Source organism: Halalkalibacter sp. APA_J-10(15) (assembly GCF_023017105.1).
Lineage (GTDB): Bacteria > Bacillota > Bacilli > Bacillales > Bacillaceae_D > Halalkalibacter.
This window is the reverse complement of record NZ_JALKEV010000009.1, coordinates 21,690-38,345: the sequence shown is the minus strand read 5'-3', so window position 1 is coordinate 38,345 and position 16,656 is coordinate 21,690. Positions and strand designations below refer to the sequence as shown.

Annotated in this window: 17 protein-coding genes and 1 riboswitch; of the genes, 13 read left to right on the top strand and 4 right to left on the bottom strand. The window is 37.0% G+C overall.

What is annotated here, in order from left to right:
- Positions 1-23 precede the first annotated feature (23 nt).
- From MW695_RS11810 to kapB, 5 genes are all read left to right on the top strand, one after another.
- On the top strand, positions 24-1,511 hold the full coding sequence (locus MW695_RS11810) for a glutamate synthase subunit beta (protein WP_247105721.1): 1,488 nt from the start codon (positions 24-26) through the stop codon (positions 1,509-1,511).
- Positions 1,512-1,675: 164 nt separating this feature from the next.
- Entirely contained in the window at positions 1,676-2,323 is a 648-nt protein-coding gene (locus tag MW695_RS11805) for a YpjP family protein (RefSeq protein ID WP_247105720.1), read from the top strand.
- 338 nt (positions 2,324-2,661) lie between these two features.
- Positions 2,662-3,024, top strand: coding sequence for a hypothetical protein (locus MW695_RS11800; protein WP_247105528.1), 363 nt, complete (start codon positions 2,662-2,664; stop codon positions 3,022-3,024).
- A 58-nt stretch (positions 3,025-3,082) separates the two neighbouring features.
- The gene (locus MW695_RS11795; RefSeq protein ID WP_247105527.1) at positions 3,083-3,307 is read left to right on the top strand and encodes a hypothetical protein; all 225 of its coding nucleotides are present in this window, start codon (positions 3,083-3,085) and stop codon (positions 3,305-3,307) included.
- Positions 3,308-3,380: 73 nt separating this feature from the next.
- The gene (gene kapB, locus MW695_RS11790) at positions 3,381-3,758 is read left to right on the top strand and encodes a kinase-associated lipoprotein KapB (protein WP_247105526.1); all 378 of its coding nucleotides are present in this window, start codon (positions 3,381-3,383) and stop codon (positions 3,756-3,758) included.
- Between the two features lie 38 nt (positions 3,759-3,796).
- Here the strand turns inward: kapB and MW695_RS11785 are convergent, their stop codons facing one another.
- The gene (locus tag MW695_RS11785) at positions 3,797-5,473 is read right to left on the bottom strand and encodes a PucR family transcriptional regulator (protein ID WP_247105524.1); all 1,677 of its coding nucleotides are present in this window, start codon (positions 5,471-5,473) and stop codon (positions 3,797-3,799) included.
- A 139-nt stretch (positions 5,474-5,612) separates the two neighbouring features.
- Here MW695_RS11785 and MW695_RS11780 point away from each other — a divergent pair, with 139 nt between their 5' ends.
- The 6 genes from MW695_RS11780 to MW695_RS11755 all read left to right on the top strand — a co-directional run bounded on the left by MW695_RS11780 (position 5,613) and on the right by MW695_RS11755 (position 12,823).
- Positions 5,613-6,800, top strand: a complete 1,188-nt coding sequence (locus MW695_RS11780) for a cystathionine gamma-synthase family protein (RefSeq protein WP_483299857.1) — start codon at positions 5,613-5,615, stop codon at positions 6,798-6,800.
- A 1-nt stretch (position 6,801) separates the two neighbouring features.
- Positions 6,802-7,989 (top strand): M20 metallopeptidase family protein, encoded by a 1,188-nt coding sequence (locus MW695_RS11775; RefSeq protein WP_247105523.1) that lies wholly within the window; start codon positions 6,802-6,804, stop codon positions 7,987-7,989.
- Positions 7,979-9,046: a homoserine dehydrogenase gene (locus MW695_RS11770; protein ID WP_247105522.1), complete on the top strand. Its 1,068-nt coding sequence runs from the start codon at positions 7,979-7,981 to the stop codon at positions 9,044-9,046. Before MW695_RS11775 ends, MW695_RS11770 begins: the two co-directional genes overlap by 11 nt.
- A complete protein-coding gene (locus MW695_RS11765; RefSeq protein WP_247105521.1) occupies positions 9,024-10,463 on the top strand; it encodes an aldehyde dehydrogenase family protein in 1,440 nt (479 codons plus the stop codon). Before MW695_RS11770 ends, MW695_RS11765 begins: the two co-directional genes overlap by 23 nt.
- Before the next feature lie 35 nt (positions 10,464-10,498).
- The gene (locus MW695_RS11760; protein ID WP_247105520.1) at positions 10,499-11,689 is read left to right on the top strand and encodes a M24 family metallopeptidase; all 1,191 of its coding nucleotides are present in this window, start codon (positions 10,499-10,501) and stop codon (positions 11,687-11,689) included.
- 207 nt (positions 11,690-11,896) lie between these two features.
- Entirely contained in the window at positions 11,897-12,823 is a 927-nt protein-coding gene (locus MW695_RS11755) for a DMT family transporter (protein WP_247105519.1), read from the top strand.
- Positions 12,824-12,947: 124 nt separating this feature from the next.
- On the opposite strand, the gene dapA is transcribed toward MW695_RS11755, so the two are convergent.
- Both dapA and MW695_RS11745 read right to left on the bottom strand, forming a co-directional pair.
- Positions 12,948-13,835, bottom strand: coding sequence for a 4-hydroxy-tetrahydrodipicolinate synthase (gene dapA / locus MW695_RS11750; protein ID WP_247105518.1), 888 nt, complete (start codon positions 13,833-13,835; stop codon positions 12,948-12,950).
- 131 nt (positions 13,836-13,966) lie between these two features.
- A riboswitch (Lysine riboswitch) is annotated at positions 13,967-14,145 on the bottom strand.
- 106 nt (positions 14,146-14,251) lie between these two features.
- Entirely contained in the window at positions 14,252-14,398 is a 147-nt protein-coding gene (locus MW695_RS11745; RefSeq protein ID WP_247105516.1) for an aspartyl-phosphate phosphatase Spo0E family protein, read from the bottom strand.
- A 246-nt stretch (positions 14,399-14,644) separates the two neighbouring features.
- Here MW695_RS11745 and MW695_RS11740 point away from each other — a divergent pair, with 246 nt between their 5' ends.
- Positions 14,645-15,355, top strand: a complete 711-nt coding sequence (locus tag MW695_RS11740; protein ID WP_247105515.1) for a YhcN/YlaJ family sporulation lipoprotein — start codon at positions 14,645-14,647, stop codon at positions 15,353-15,355.
- 53 nt (positions 15,356-15,408) lie between these two features.
- Here MW695_RS11740 and MW695_RS11735 read toward each other — a convergent pair whose 3' ends face one another.
- Positions 15,409-15,978, bottom strand: a complete 570-nt coding sequence (locus MW695_RS11735; RefSeq protein WP_247105514.1) for a hypothetical protein — start codon at positions 15,976-15,978, stop codon at positions 15,409-15,411.
- A 356-nt stretch (positions 15,979-16,334) separates the two neighbouring features.
- Here MW695_RS11735 and cspD point away from each other — a divergent pair, with 356 nt between their 5' ends.
- Entirely contained in the window at positions 16,335-16,535 is a 201-nt protein-coding gene (gene cspD, locus MW695_RS11730; protein ID WP_035340302.1) for a cold-shock protein CspD, read from the top strand.
- Positions 16,536-16,656 lie beyond the last annotated feature (121 nt).

The following is a 16,656-nucleotide window of genomic DNA, read 5'->3' as shown; positions in this document are numbered from 1 at the left end:
CGACAGAGATTGGAGTGAATGCGATGGGGAAGCCAACAGGATTTCTTGAATATAAGAGAGAAAACCCAACCAAAAAAGATCCATTTGAACGTACAAAGAGTTGGAAAGAGTTCCAAATTTTAATGCCTGAACCAGCTTTACGCCAACAAGGTGCACGTTGTATGGATTGTGGTGTACCATTTTGCCAAACTGGTACAACAATGGACGGGTCTGGTGAAATTGGTTGTCCAGTTTATAATTTAATTCCAGAATGGAACGACTTAGTTTATCGTGGTAAATGGAAGGAAGCTCTTGACCGTCTTCATAAAACAAATAACTTTCCTGAATTCACTGGACGTGTTTGTCCAGCACCTTGTGAAGGCTCCTGTACGGTAGCTATTAGTGATGACCCAGTCACAATTAAAAGTATCGAATACCACATTGTAGAGCGTGGATTCCAGGAAGGATGGATTAAACCTCAGCCTCCTTCTAATCGAACAGGCAAAAAAGTAGCAGTCGTTGGCTCAGGTCCAGCTGGACTAGCTGCCGCTCAGCAATTAAACAGAGCGGGTCATTTAGTAACCGTATTTGAACGCGAGGATCGAATAGGGGGCTTATTAACATATGGCATTCCAGATGTTAAGTTAGCTAATGACATCGTCGAACGTAGAATCTCTATTTTAAATGCAGAAGGGATCTCCTTTAAGACAAATACTGAAATTGGAAAAGATATTTCTGCTAAAGAATTACATGATCAATTCGATTCCGTTATTCTTTGTACAGGTGCTACCAAGCCTCGTGATGTTGAAGTTGAAGGACGAAGCTTAAAAGGCATTCATTTTGCCATGGATTTCTTAACAGAAAATACAAGAAGCTTGCTTAATTCAGAGCATAAGGATGGCAATTATATTTCTGCTAAAGACAAACATGTTATTGTAATTGGTGGAGGAGATACAGGTGTAGACTGTATTACTACGTCAGTTCGTCATGGCGCTGCGTCTATAACGCAGTTTGACATAAATAGCGAGAAGACAAATGAAAGATCTGAAGGCAACCCATGGCCACTATTTCCTATTGTTCATACAGTAGAAGATGGTCAAAAGGAAGCCATTGCAGTCTATGGGAAGGATCCTCGTAGCTACCAAGTGAGCACAACTAAATTTGTTGGAAACGAGAATGGCCAAGTAACAGAGCTTCATACCATTTGTGTAGATACAACAATTGATGCAAGTGGTCGAAAAGTACGTACTCCTATTCCTGGAACGGAAAAAGTTTGGAAGGCAGATTTAATCTTACTAGCAGTTGGCTTCACAGGTCCAGAGGAACGTATTATCGAAGAGCTATCATTACAAACGACAGGTCGATCAACAATTGATGCTGAATATGGAGAGTATTCAACGAATGTTCCTGGTGTGTTTGCAGCTGGTGATAATCGCCGAGGTCAAAGTTTAGTCGTTTGGGCTATTCATGAAGGACGTGAGGCAGCTAGAGAATGTGATCGTTATTTGATGGGAAGCTCTAATCTACCTTAATAGTTTAATACAAAAAACGGCAATAGTAATGCAATTGTCGTTTTTTGTTGCAACATCCCTAATATATAGATCTTCATTCTTTTAAAAAAATGTGGCGCTTTCATAGAATTCATGAGAAAATATAAGTAATGAACTCATGAAAGGACGTCATACACGTGATTAAAATGATGAAAAGAAGCCTTATTCTTTCATCAGTCCTTCTATCATTTGGGTTAGCTACTTCAGTTGATTTACAACAAGCCATTGCTGCTGAGTTAAATGATAAAGTAGATAAAACTCATGATGAAGCTGATGAAAAGCTCATTTATAAAATAGATCAGCATGATTATGAATTGTATACAGATGTATTACCTGTACGAACAGATTGCTATATTCACCGTGATGTCAAATCGTCACTTTTATTAAATGACTACATTGCCAACCAGGCGATTGAACAGGGGTTAACAAAATTCGGCTCAGCTATTTCAGACAATATTGCGAAACAATACAAATCTGAAATCATACCGAAGTTTAAAGAGGTTATCAGTAACACGACGAAAGATTTTTCAACAAATGACTGGCTAACTTTAAAATGGTCAACTCAACCGTCAAGAGGCCTTGGAGAAAAAATCATTCATTTATACAATGGGGATTCAGGAAGAGATATACTTCGTTTTCACGTGCGTAGGGATCAGCGTCCTAAACAAGGTTACTATTTTAACTTTCATTACCATACTATGGTTGATAATTATGAATCTCATAATGAGTTAGGTATCGTATATTGGGGGAAAGATATGCCACCCAAGTGGAGTACTGACATTTATGATGTATAGGACTAACATAATATGAATCATTATTTTAATAATGAGGATTCAGCCTGTCGGCAAAGTCTCGCAAAAGCGAGACAGTCGACAGGTTTTTTTGATTAGTTGCCACGATACGGGCGCTTCGCTCCCGGAGCGCAATAGAAGGAACCTGTGACAGACCCTTACTTTAAAGAGTAAGAGATAATGAAAGTCGGTGAAACTTTCATTTCAGAGGAGGGTTTTGTCACAGCGTCTTTTTCTTATTTCAAGCAAAATGGCTAAATTGTGATTTCTTTCACCTAAATGTGACAAAAGTTGTGTAAAATGATAGAATATTAGTTATACATAATAGGTGGTGATTGATAATGAAAAAACAACTCGCATTACTAATAACAACATTTATTGCATTTGTCGGTATTTGGGTGTTAGTCATTATCCAAATGACAAATTCACAATTAGATTATAGTCAAGAATCACCAATGGATGGATTTGAATTTGAGGAAATAACGTTAGATGGAGCAGATAATACAGAGGAGACTGACTTTAAAGGTGAAGAGGTTAATGCAAACAAAGAAGATGAAGAAATAGTTATCATAGTAAGTGACAACGAAGACTCTTACCTTGCTAACGAAACGTTTGATTTGTCAAATTATGATTTTAGCGATATTTCAGCACGAGACGGGGTTCCTATTGATGGGATCTTAGAGAAAATAGGCATCGCTGACTAACTATTTTATTGTGTGGGAGGAGAAATTTTTGTCTAGAGAGGAACGTAAGAGGAGTGAAATGCCTACATGGTTAATATGGATTCTTAGAGTTTTGTTAGCCTATGTTATTTTCCTAGCCATTATATTAGCTATCACAATCATCTCGATCTTAATAACATTCTCATTTGTCGTCGTCGATTTATTTACCGATTCGAATCGATTGGGCACTATTTCTGATCAATATTTAGTTCCGTTATCAGAATTCATGTGGGATTTATTTACTTTTTTAATTCCTGGATTATAATTAGAAGGGTACTAAAAAGGAGATTTATACTTTTTCCGAGGCCTCAGTATTAGGAGATGGGAGTTGACGAAACTTGACTGAACTAGTTCGTGCTACATATAAAACGGGAGTTTATATTGGAGAGCTTATAGAACGTCAGGCTAACCAAAATAGAGGTTTAATTAAAATTATCGCAGTTGTAAAGCACCCTACTCAAGGTGATTTACACTCTCCAAAGCAAATCAATGTCCCGCTCTTTCACCAACGAAAAGCATTAGCTCAATTTGAAAAAGCATGGGTTCCTTTAACATCGATGAAACCATTTGAGCATGATGTTGTACCTGAATACAAAGATTCATTAAAAAAAGCAATCCTACAACAAAAGAACACTTTGCAAGCTGATCAGTCTGACTGGGCTAAAATGAGCTTAGCGAAACTACGCGAATGCGAAAAAGAGTACAACTTACCCTAGTTGTACTCTTTTTATGAGAGGTGACAATGCTGCTAGTATTAGATTTCCATGCCATATAACCAAAGCCTAATGCTTAAATCTAATAAAAATAAGTCATCTGCGTTTGAAAGTTGACAGTTGGTTAACGTTTCAATTTTTCGAAGTCGATACAATAATGATTGTCTATGCAAATTTAACTGCCTTGCTGTTTGACTAACATTCCCATGATTCGCATGGTACGTAGTAAACGTATGAATGAGATCGATTTGTCTATTTTGTTCATAACGTAATAACGAACTCAACACAGAATAAGCTATTTCTTGTAGGTCTTTATTCAACAATAATAGCTCTAACACACGGTCTACCTTTGTATCAGCGTAAACAGAGGTTGTTCCTTCTCCTCTTCGTTTACGCCCAATATCAATTGCTCTCTTTGCTTCTAAATAACTTTCGTTAAAACAAGAGTAGCCAAACTGGTTCGCGATTCCCCATGTTAATAAAACATATGGATAGAGCATCTGAATTCGCTTCTTTAAACGATTAATAAATGTATTAGCATGACTAATGACATTATGCTCACTTGTTTCAATAAACAGTACGAATTCTTTGTGTTGATAAGTGACTAATAACTTTATGGCCATTGATTTAGCTGTACGCTCAGCTTCTTCCTCAATATGTCTAATACATTCATGATGCCAATGGTCAAATGAAATTGGAAGGTGAGGATGTAAATCATAAGATTCCTTTAAATTCGAAACATGCAATATGAGACAAATATATGGTAAATGAATTTGGTAGTTAAGAGATTTGGCTCGCGAACGTAATAAATCCGTTGAATGTATACTTCCTTGCGATAATTCCCAAACAAAATCATCACGCAGACGCCATTCAGCTTCTTTTGCAGCCTGTTCATGAAGAAAATAGATAGCAATAGCCGTAGTAACATGTTCAAGTAGCATTTTCCATTTCTTCTCCTCCGTTGGAGTGAGAGGTTCTTCTGAAAAATCACCGATCACAACATATCCTTGAACATGCCCTGTTAACTGTATGGATAGTTGAAGGGCATAATACTTGCGATCATATAGGATCCATTGAAATTGATTTTCTGTTTCTTGCTCTAGTCCATCTTCTAATAAAGACTTGTTTAAAGATTGTTGCCACGCCTTTTCTAACATAGGATTCAATTTCTTGTTATAACCTCGGATCATTCCTTTTTTATCAGCAATGATAACATCTGACTGAATCGAATCAGATACATGCTGTGCTACTACAGATAAAGATTGACCATTTAATATATAGTCAAGCAAAGCTCGTCGGATTAATTCAATTCTTTCTACATATTCATGTTTATGTCGTTGCATGAGGTTTATTACTTCTTTAATAATGTCCGCAAAGCGTGTCGTCCAAGCCAATTCGATTAAAGGAAGTTGATGATTTTCAGCAAGCTCGATGATAGACTGAGGAATTTCTTTTACATACGGACCAAATGCAATTGCTAATGCAGCTGCATTTGACGTGATAATATCTTCTACAAATTGTTGAAAAGATTGTACGTTTTCTGAAAAGCTAACACCCGTTGTTAATACATATTCATTCTGACGTACAAATGACTCGACAGGGGCCTCAATAACGGATATCCATTCCACTTTTTTTATTGCCAATAAATGATTACCACTATGAACCTTTGCTTTATTCAATATCGAAAGGGATTGAATGTCTTTTAAATAAATACTCATAACAAACCCACCTTTCTAATAATCTCAATTTGTCAAAGACGTATGAAAATTTATGATAAAATTCATACAATTTGACGAATAGTTACCTACCATGGTTTTTCGTATGATAGTACTAACAAAAAAGAAAGAGGTGCTATTGATGAAAGACATGACACGTCGTAATGCTACGAAAACCGTTTGGTCAGGTGAGAAAGAGTATTTAGTTCATGGAGCATCTCAAGTACCTGTCGTTCATAGTGTTGCTTATACGTATGATGACATCGATCAATGGTATGAGGTCGCAACTGGAAAGCAGAAGGGGCATATATATGGACGAAATACGAACCCAACTGTTCAAGCGTTCGAAGATAAAGTAAGAGCGCTTGAACGAGCTGAAGCATCTACAAGCTTCTCAACAGGAATGGCGGCAATATCTAATTCATTGTTAACATTTTTGAAGCCAGGGGATCGAGTTGTATCTATTAAAGATACGTATGGTGGAACAAATAAGATATTCACGGAATTTCTCCCAAAGCTTCAAATAGAAGTCGACCTTATTGAAACGGGCAACCATAGTAAAATGGAAGATGAAATAGCTAAAGGGTGCCAACTTGTCTATTTGGAAACTCCAACAAATCCTACAGTGAAAATAACAGATATTAAACGAATCACTGAAGCAGCACGACAAATGGGAGCTCTTGTTTTTGTCGATAACACGTTTGCAACACCGATTAATCAAAATCCGTTAATGATGGATGTCGATCTTGTCATTCATAGTGCAACTAAATTTCTTGGTGGTCATGCAGATGCATTAGGTGGAGTTGTATGTGGCTCCAAGCTTTTAGTAGAACAGATTTACCATTATCGAGAAATCAATGGAGCATCACTCGATCCGATGGCTGCTTATTTGTTATTACGTGGAATGAAAACACTTGATATCCGAATAAAAAAACAGGAAGAAAATGCCCATCAAATTGCCCAATTTTTAAAATCTCATCGTAAAGTGGAAACCGTCTTTTATCCTGGCTTAAAAGACCACTTACACCATGATATCGCCAAAAAACAAATGAGTGGATTTGGAAGTATGCTTAGCTTTTCATTAAAAGGAGAGATGGCAGCTGTTAGACAATTCCTACCCAAATTACAATTGGCTCATCGTGCCGCTAACTTAGGTGCCGTAGAAACGACCGTTGGACCTGCAAGAACGACAAGTCATGTTGAAAATACAAAAGAAGAGCGACAAGCATTAGGAATACCAGAGGGTTTAGTGCGTTATTCAACAGGTATTGAAGATATAAACGATTTAATGGAAGACCTTGAGCAAGCACTTCGTTTCGTAGGTGAATGAAATGGATCTATTTAACGAAATGGTAACATGGAGAAGACATTTACATCAATATCCAGAGCTAAGTTATGAAGAGTATGATACGACGGACTATATCATTCAGCAGCTTGATTCTTTACCCCATGTGGAAATATTCCACGGAAAAGAATTAGTAGGAACTTCAACAGGATTAATCGCCGTTATAGGTGATGGTACAAAACGAGGAATCGGGCTTCGAGCGGATATTGATGCTTTACCAATTGTAGAGGATCACATTTGTGACTATCGCTCTAAACATAACGGAATTATGCATGCCTGTGGTCATGATGGTCATACAGCGATGCTGATTGGAGCCATCCACAAATTGTCCGCATTATTTCAAAACGGTCAATTAACAGGAAATGTCACATGTGTGTTTCAACCAGCAGAAGAGGCAACAGATGATAACGGTCGAACAGGTGCTGAGTATATGGTTGAATCCTCACTGATCAAACAGATAGACATGATTATGGCCCTGCACATTGACCCAACATTGCCACTGGGTCAGGTGAAGCTAACAACTGGACCGGTTATGGCGAATGTTGATACCTTTTCTATAATTATTCATTCAAAAGGTGGTCATGGAGGTTATCCCGAACAAACAAATGATCCAATTTGGCTTCTCTCTTTCGTATTACCAGCTCTTTATAGTATGCCTGGTCGCCGTTTTTCGCCTTTGGAGCCTGCTGTTTGCAGTATCGGTCAAATTACAGCAGGAACTTCGGCAAATGTCATTCCATCACAAGTTAAGTTAGAGGGGACTTGTAGAACGTATTCAGAAGAAGCTAGAGCATGTATGGAGCAACACCTACAGCAAATATGTGATTCGCTATCGCCTCATGGCGGAGTTGTACAATTACACTATATGAAAGGCGAACCACTATTAAATAACGATGAAGATGTTGTACGCGAAATAAAAAATAGTGTACAACAAATAAATCCTCATGTAGCGATTCATCAAATTCCGTATGGAATGGGTGGAGAGGATTTTAGTCATTTTACAAATCGAATGAAAGGCGCATTTCTATTTATAGGCGCAAAAAAAGAAGGCCACATTGATACTACTTTACATCATCCATCCTTTGACTTTGATGAAAAAGCACTAGTATTTGGAATGAATACTCTGGTTCAGTTTGTTATTAATCAATTAAGGAGTGATAACAATGGAACATAAGATCGCTTTAATTGGTTTTGGTGGAGTTGGTCAAACGGTTATTGAATTACTCATTAAAAAGGAACAAACATTACAAAAACTAGGTCATACGTTTGTTGTTGTTTCAATCTGTGATTTATATAAAGGGGCTATTCATGATGAAAATGGTTTAGATTTATACAAAATAAACGAACTAATCAAATCAAATGATTCATTAGATTCTTATCCAACATCAAACAATCTAATTCGCGGTTGGTCGAGTAAAGAAACCATTATGAACACAAATGCTGATACGATCATCGAAATGACATTTACGGATACTCATACAGGTCAACCCGCTATAGATCATTGCTTATCAGCCTTTAAAGAGCAGAAAAACGTCGTGATGACAAATAAAGGACCTGTGGCACTTGAATATAAGCACCTCCTGAATGAAGCCCAATCAAATGGAGTAAAGTGGTATTTTGAAGGAGCGGTGATGAGTGGTACTCCTGCATTACGACTACCTGAGAAGACCTTAGTTGCAAATAGCATTTCTGAAATAAGGGGTATTCTTAATGGAACTTGTAACTTCATCTTAATGCGAATGGAAGAAGGAGTATCTTTATCGAAAGCAATAAAAGAAGCTCAGCAGCTCGGTTATGCCGAAGCTGATCCAACCAATGATATAGAAGGCTACGATGTACTATATAAGCTATTAATTTTAGCCAATGTCTTATTAGATGTACCACTAAAACGTGAAGATGTACAGGTTAAAGGCTTAACGACCATTTCAGAAGAGGATGTGAAGATCGCTAAACAAAAAAATGCAAAATGGAAATATATCGGTTCAATTAAACACTCATCGAATGAAACGAGAGCGACCGTTCAACCTGAGTTACTTTCAATGACAGATCCACTTTCTGCCGTTTCTGGTGCGATGAATGCGATCACGTATGATTGCGACATATCTGGACCGATTACTTTAGTCGGAGCTGGTGCAGGAAAGCTAGAAACTGCATATGCCGTATTAATTGATTTACTCACCTTAAATCAAGAGATAGGTGGTGATCACAATGGCCATTCAAACCGTATTTGAAAAAATGTTCGTAAACGGTGAATGGGTAGATGCAAAGCAATATACAGAAGTAAGTAATCCCGAAACAAATGAAATCATCGCTTACGTACCGGAAGCAACAAAAGAAGATGCTTATAAGGCGATTGACAGCGCAATGAAAGGAGCATCTATTTCAGCACAGTTACCAATTCATGAGCGAGTGCGTATATTGAAGAATACTATTTCTTATATAAACAACCATTTCGAGCAATTTGTTCATACAATTGTACAGGAAAGCAGCAAAACGATTCGTGAAGCAAGAAAAGAAGTAAAACGCTGTTTAACCACGTTAACCCTATGTGCAGAAGAAGCGAAACGATTAGAAGGAGAAACAATATCCTTTGCACAAGTAGAAGGACACGAAGAACGAATCGGTTATAAATATCGATTTCCGATCGGCATTGTTTTAGCTATTACTCCTTTTAATGATCCTTTAAATTTAGTTGCACATAAAATGGGCCCAGCTATTGCAACAGGAAATGCAATCATCATTAAACCTTCAACCTTAACTCCACTTAGTACGCTACGATTGACGGAAGCTTTCTTACAATCTGGATTACCACCACACGTCGTAACGGTATTAACAGGTGACGGAGCCGAAATCTGCCCACCTATACTTGAACACGATGCGATCTCATTTATTTCATTCACTGGCGGTTATAAAACAGGAAGGAAAATTATGTCATCAGCAGGAATTAAGAAAACGGTAATGGAGCTCGGTTCCAATTCACCAACTATCATTTTTGATGATGCTAATATCTCAAAGGCTGTTCATGATACGGTACAAGGCGCATTCAGTGTTGCTGGGCAAAATTGTTTAAGTGTACAGCGAATTTACGTCATGTCTTCGATTTATAAGACATTTATGAATCAATTTATTACCGAAACAAAAAATCTAAAAGTAGGTTCAAAAAAACAAGAGTCAACAGATATGGGACCGATGATTACAGCAAAAGAAGCACTACGTGTTGAAGCCTGGATTAGAGATGCTGTCGAACGTGGTGGGTCGATTTTATATGGGGGAAAACGGGAGGGGGCATTCCTAGAGCCGACCGTTCTCACTAATGTACCGAGTGAAGCAATCATTGCGCAGGAGGAAGCCTTCGGGCCTGTTGTTATAATTGAGCCATTTGAAACATTTTCAGAAGCAATTGAAAAGGCTAATCATTCAAAATATGGATTGCAGGCTGGTGTATATACATCAAACATTCAGCGAGCATTATTAGCCGTTAAGCAATTAGATGTAGGTGCAGTCATGATCAATGATAGTAGCGATGTTCGAATTGACAGCATGCCATTTGGTGGGGTGAAACATTCTGGAATAGGTAGGGAAGGAGTTCGCTATTCAATGGAAGCAATGACTGAATGGAAAGTAGTTGCATTCCAAACGAAAGAATAAGTACCTTTTTATTAAATAGAAAGAGGGTGGGGAGAGTGTTTCCACTAAAAGAATACCATCAACGTCTTCATACACTAAAAAAAAGAATGGCTCATGAAGGGGTAGAGGTATTACTTATCTCGAACCCTTCTAATATGTATTATTTATCGAATTATTCAGCTTGGAGCTTTTACGTGCATCAAATGATGATCGTAACACTTGAAGATGCCCAACCGATTTGGATAGGAAGACAAATGGACGCTCAAGGCGTCTCAAAAACAACTTGGCTGGATGATCATCATATCATCCCTTATCCTGACTACTATGTTCAATCTAAAGAGAAACACCCGATGAATTTTATCGTCAATATATTGAAAGAGATTGGTCAAAGTAATCGAGTGATAGGGATTGAGATGGATGCACACTATTTTACTGGATTATCATACCAACAACTAACAAATGGATTACCTAATGCTACTTTTAAGGATACAACAACCTTGGTGAATATGATCCGATTAATTAAATCAGACCGAGAAATTGAATGCATGAGGAGAGCTGCGAAGATTGTCGAGCAAACTATGCAAGCTGCATATGACAAAGTGAATGTGGGAGTAAGAGAATGTGATGTGGCAGCAACCATCTTTCATTCGCAAATACAAGGGACAAAAGATTTTGGTGGAGATTACACATCGATCGTACCAATGCTACCAACAAATGAGCATACATCGTGCCCTCACCTAACTTGGACAGATCAGACATATAAAATAGGTGATTTCTTAACGCTAGAAATAGCTGGAGCTTATAAACGATATCACGCTCCTATGGCGCGTACGATGTCCTTAGGTCCTGCTCCACATAAATTGAAAGAGCTTTCCAAAGTAGTAGAGGAAGGGATTCAGCTCACGCTCGACGCCATTAAGCCAGGTATGACTGCAGAAGAGGTAGAAACAGTCTGGAGGAAAGCAATTGAAAAGAAAGGCCATACTAAAGCCTCTCGTTTAGGCTATTCTGTCGGTCTAAGCTTCCCACCTGATTGGGGTGAGCATACAATAAGCTTTCGCCAGGGTGATCACTCTATTTTAAAACCGAATATGACCTTTCATCTAATGCCAGGCATTTGGTATGAGGATTATGGCATTGAAATCACTGAAACGATTTTACTGACGGATAAAGGAGTGGATACACTCACGACATTCCCACGGGAATTGTATGAAAAATCATGCTTACGCATGTCAGAATCCGTCTAATGACACTATGTATACATTGACATCTAGAAAGAGGCCTTTTTAGATGTCTTTCTTCAATGTTCGACTTAATCAAATAATGACTATTTATGATAAATAGTTGTTAAATATGAACGTCCATTGTGATGTACGATACACGGTGAACATGATAAGATACATACGACGATAGAGTAAAACTATAGATAATGGTTAGTGGAGAGAAGGGGTTAAATGAAACATTCATTACTAATGACATACGGTGTGATCTTGTTTGTGATGATGATTTGGGGAGTGAATGCCGTTATGCTAAAAATACTAGTTGAACACTTCCCGTCGATTTCAATGACATCATTACGAATTATGTTAGCTGGTATTGTTGTAATGGCCATCATATTCCTAGCACGTAATATACGTAATTTAACGGCTTTCGAGTGGAAATATACATTACTTGGGGCATTGTTTGGTGTTGTCGGACATCACTTTTTTCTAGCTGAAGGATTAGTTCATACAGGAGCCTCTAATGCTGTATTAATATTGGCTTTACTTCCCGTTACAACGTCCATTCTTGCTGTTTGGTTTTTACATGATCGACTTACAAGATGGAGGCTTTTTGGTATAGGCATTGCCTTTTTTGGCGTTTTCTTCATTCAAAGTGGGAGTGGTACGTTATTAATTGACAAAGGTGAGATGTATATATTTATTGCCATGCTGCTTCAAGCGATCAGCTTTGTGTATATTAAACTGGCCACCAAGACATTAGATTCTAAACAAATGACTGGATATATGCTCGTCATCGGATCTTTTGGGTTATTTATAATTAGCTTCATAATTGAACCTAATGGGATACAACAAATGAGTGGTGCACCAATGTGGGTTTATGGTGTTTTTGCTATATCAGCTATCGTTGCTACTGCCATTGGCCACTTTTTATTCAATGCTGCTATTGAACAAATTGGTGCTGGACAAACAGCTATTTTTAATAATTTTGTTCCTTTTTTTGGTTTAATTAGTTCTGCTATCTTTTTAGGTGAGCAAATTTTTTGGTACCAAGGGGTAGGGTTTATATTTATAGTGATTGGTGTCCTTTTCGGTACTGGTTACATGGAACATATGTGGTTTTCAAAAGAGCGAGCAGAGTATAAGAAGAGAGCCTCATAAAACAAGGGCAATGTGCGTAATTTTGAATGGATTTCTCGTATTAAGCGAGCAATGCTTCTATACAAATTGAAAACAGCCTTCAATTGTGCGCTATTGAAGGCTGTTTTTGTATTACCATTATTATTTAGCTAACAAAGAAGTTCATATTAGGATGGATCACTGATTGAAGCTCTTTATATTGTTCATTTGTCAGAGGAATTAATGGCAAACGAACGGATCCTGCTTGAATTCCTTTCATTTCTAATGCAGCTTTTACAGGAGTAGGGTTAGGAGCCATAAATAGCTTTTTCATAACTGGTAGTAACTGGCGATGTTGCATTGCAGCAGCAGTTACTTGTCCTGCTTGGAAATTACGTACCATCTGTTGCATTTCATTTCCGACAATATGAGAAGCTACAGACACGATACCCATTCCGCCAATTGAAAGAATTGGTAATGTTAAGCTATCATCTCCGCTATATAATGAGAAACCTTCTGGCGCATTCTCAATAATTTCAGACATGGCTTCTAAATCAGCACTTGCTTCCTTCGTTGCAACAATGTTAGGAATTTGTGCTAGACGTAATGTCGTATCAACATTCATATTAACAGCACTTCGACCTGGAATATTATATAGCATAACAGGTAATGATGTAGCTTCGGCAATTGCTTTGAAATGAGCATACATACCTTCTTGTGAAGGTTTATTATAGTACGGTACGACTAACATAACGGCGTCCACACCAATTTGTTCAGCTTGTTTCGTTAATTCGATGGATTCATACGTATTGTTCGAACCAGTGCCTGCAATAACAGGTGCTTTTCCATTAACTTCTTCAACAACTGTTTTGTATAAAAGGATTTTTTCTTCTTTTGATAACGTCGGGGATTCACCTGTTGTTCCTCCAACGACAAGTGCATCTGAACCATTTGCTAATAAGTGATGAACAAGCTCTCTTATTGCCTCGACATTTACTTGTCCGTCTTGATTAAATGGTGTTACCATTGCTGTAATTACTCGACCGAAATTCATCCGATTCACCCTCGTTCTTTATTTTAGTTTGTCCTATTTCGTTTTGGGCTACTAATGGAAGCACAAAAAAACAACAATGAGGTTACATCTCATTGTTGATGGTTAGCAAAGAATAGCAAAACCAATTCAATGTGTGAGATAGCCCTCCATATAGCCATGCTATATGACAGTCCTGCTCTTATTCAAAACAGTCCCAGCGATTGGATTATGAGCTTCCAATAGCTTCGGCAAATATCCCTTTTAACATGGGTCCTTGGAGCTCATTCTCCTCAACATGTTTACTGATGATCTTTGCACCTCTACCCTCACTTCAAGCATTTGAAGTAAGATTAAGTATTAATTTGTGTCTACCTTAACAAATGTACTCAATGTTTGCAATGGTTTTGCATAAATTTTTTTAAAATGTATAACGCATTTTACTTAATATGAGGTTTCTTTTGTACTTTATTCAATAACTTATCCAATTCCTGGCTACATTGAATCGTTATTTTCGAAGTTAGTCCATGAGATTTAGCAAATTTCAGCATTTCCATACGTTTATCCTCAATCTTACCAATAATCATAATTCCCACTCCAAATGTCTTAATAAGAAATAGGGTTTTCTAAATAGAAGCACCTTTTTTCTTCATACGACTAATTATAAGCGAATCCTTAATAAAAAAAAGTGATTCTACGAAATAAGTCAGAAAGATGAATGATAAGAAAAAAATCGACATTTTTTATCAATTAATTGGTTGATTTTTCAGGAGTTATGTTGGTTTTAATAAGGAAATTGATGCACACTATATAAAAGAAAGGAGGAGGTATAGATGTCACGTAACGGATTGGCTGTATTATTTATCGTTATAATGCTTTCAGCTTGTACCGTTCCACAACAATCTCCTTTAGGTGTAAATGCAAATAAAACAGAGAAAAATTCAACGATTTCATTTTATCGGAATCATGAAGGACCACTTACTGATTTAATGGTTCCCGATCAATCTCCTATGGGCACCGGTCAAAGAATCGATGACATTCTTAACCATACACATTCAGCGACAAGGAAAAATTTAGGGATGAAACATGAAGGGATCAATCACCAAGGTGCAAGGATTTACACGAACCGCCCAGGAACAATAAGAGATAAATATGCTCATAGACGCTCCGATTCAAAGAAAAGACTAAAAACGGATCAATCTAATATTGTTATCCAATCACAATCATTAAAAGAGAATGAGATCGAAAAAATAGTGGAAAAACTTCAAATTGTTAGAGATGCTCATGTCATTTCAAATGAAAATACTTTTGTCGTCGGAGTAGAGTCTGATGAAACTGATCGAAATCATTTAGTCAATCAAGTTAGAAAAGAACTTGATTCATTTAAAGAAGAGGAAATTCATGTAACAACAAATAGAAAAATAATTAATCGAATAAAAGCATTGGAACACAATGTATCGCTCGCTGAACCGTTTGACACATTTGGAGCTGCCCTTGCAGAAATCGTTGATTTAATCGACGATGCTACGCATCATCATCGATAATACAAGAGATCACAGCAACATGTATTCCTTTTGCCTGTGATCTCATATTAACCTTAATATAAACCGTATTCCTCTGATAATGACATAAATTCTCGCTCCATTAAATTATGAGATAGGATCGCATTTTCGTAATGACGCCGTGCATGCTCTAATGAATTGTTTGATTGACCTTTCTTCATTTTGTTAAGTTCTTCAAGTAACAACTCAATTTCATAAATGGCTACACTATGTACATCTGAAAGCCCATTAAATGGCTGAGGTTCTTCTATCTGACGATAATGTTCATGTTCTTCTAATAATCTTTTCAACGATTCAGTTGCGTCATTGACAATTGAATCATTTATAACACGCTCATCATTGAAGAGTTCATCGACAGTTTCTAAATACTGATATACTGAATAAATATATGTACCTGTATAGTCTGCATATCCCTGTAAATCCATCGTTCTCACATTTGGATTTAGAAACGTGTTTTGTTCCATATTATTGGGTTGGTCTTCTTTCGTATTCTCATCTGATTGTTGAATGGTCAAATCATTAACTATGTCTTCCTCACTATCAGAAATAGCACACCCTGATATTATCAAAAGAAGTACAATGAGGACTAGAAAGAATCTTTGCAATGTCAATCACTCCATATATCACTTTTTTATTAGTATGAATAAAACAAGATAATTTATGTGTAAGAGACTGTTACTTTTTAAAAAAGTGAAAATTTTTCTTGAAATAACTTGCATTACTTAATCGAGTCGTGTATAGTAATGATAATGAAAGAATACATTAATAAATGTTCTATAAATAATTTAAATGTACCATCAATTGCAATTAATGAAGAGTTCAGTATTCACATCTTATAAGGGATATTTACTCATTTTGTTGTTGATATTCCTTATAATATGTGAATTTTTTTCTATTTGCTCGTGCAAATACAGATTAGCGCATATTAAGAAAATTTATTTACGATTGGAGAAATTAAAGCATGCAAACTGGTACAGTTAAGTGGTTCAACGCAGAAAAAGGATTCGGTTTTATTGAAGTTGAAGGTGGAAATGACGTATTTGTACATTTCAGCGCTATCACAGGTGAAGGTTTCAAATCTCTTGACGAAGGTCAAGCAGTAGAATTTGAAATCGTTGAAGGTGACCGTGGTCCTCAAGCAGCTAACGTTGTTAAGCGCTAATTTGCGTTAACGCTTATTCAATTTATAAATCTCACACTATCTTATGTGTGTTGATGAAAACATCCTAAGAAGATGGAATTCTTCTTAGGATGTTTTTTTGTTGCAAGAACATAGCCAAAAG

What these genes read in the sequence shown, in the direction of transcription:
- MW695_RS11745 (WP_247105516.1), bottom strand. Translation starts at nt 14,398, where the DNA reads ATGATTATTGGTAAGATTGAGGATAAACGTATGGAAATGCTGAAATTT.
- MW695_RS11800 (WP_247105528.1), top strand. Translation starts at nt 2,662, where the DNA reads ATGAAAAAACAACTCGCATTACTAATAACAACATTTATTGCATTTGTC.
- MW695_RS11755 (WP_247105519.1), top strand. Translation starts at nt 11,897, where the DNA reads ATGAAACATTCATTACTAATGACATACGGTGTGATCTTGTTTGTGATG.
- cspD (WP_035340302.1), top strand. Translation starts at nt 16,335, where the DNA reads ATGCAAACTGGTACAGTTAAGTGGTTCAACGCAGAAAAAGGATTCGGT.
- MW695_RS11770 (WP_247105522.1), top strand. Translation starts at nt 7,979, where the DNA reads ATGGAACATAAGATCGCTTTAATTGGTTTTGGTGGAGTTGGTCAAACG.
- MW695_RS11805 (WP_247105720.1), top strand. Translation starts at nt 1,676, where the DNA reads ATGATGAAAAGAAGCCTTATTCTTTCATCAGTCCTTCTATCATTTGGG.
- MW695_RS11780 (WP_483299857.1), top strand. Translation starts at nt 5,613, where the DNA reads ATGAAAGACATGACACGTCGTAATGCTACGAAAACCGTTTGGTCAGGT.
- MW695_RS11765 (WP_247105521.1), top strand. Translation starts at nt 9,024, where the DNA reads ATGGCCATTCAAACCGTATTTGAAAAAATGTTCGTAAACGGTGAATGG.
- MW695_RS11775 (WP_247105523.1), top strand. Translation starts at nt 6,802, where the DNA reads ATGGATCTATTTAACGAAATGGTAACATGGAGAAGACATTTACATCAA.
- MW695_RS11810 (WP_247105721.1), top strand. Translation starts at nt 24, where the DNA reads ATGGGGAAGCCAACAGGATTTCTTGAATATAAGAGAGAAAACCCAACC.
- MW695_RS11795 (WP_247105527.1), top strand. Translation starts at nt 3,083, where the DNA reads ATGCCTACATGGTTAATATGGATTCTTAGAGTTTTGTTAGCCTATGTT.
- MW695_RS11740 (WP_247105515.1), top strand. Translation starts at nt 14,645, where the DNA reads ATGTCACGTAACGGATTGGCTGTATTATTTATCGTTATAATGCTTTCA.
- dapA (WP_247105518.1), bottom strand. Translation starts at nt 13,835, where the DNA reads ATGAATTTCGGTCGAGTAATTACAGCAATGGTAACACCATTTAATCAA.
- MW695_RS11785 (WP_247105524.1), bottom strand. Translation starts at nt 5,473, where the DNA reads ATGAGTATTTATTTAAAAGACATTCAATCCCTTTCGATATTGAATAAA.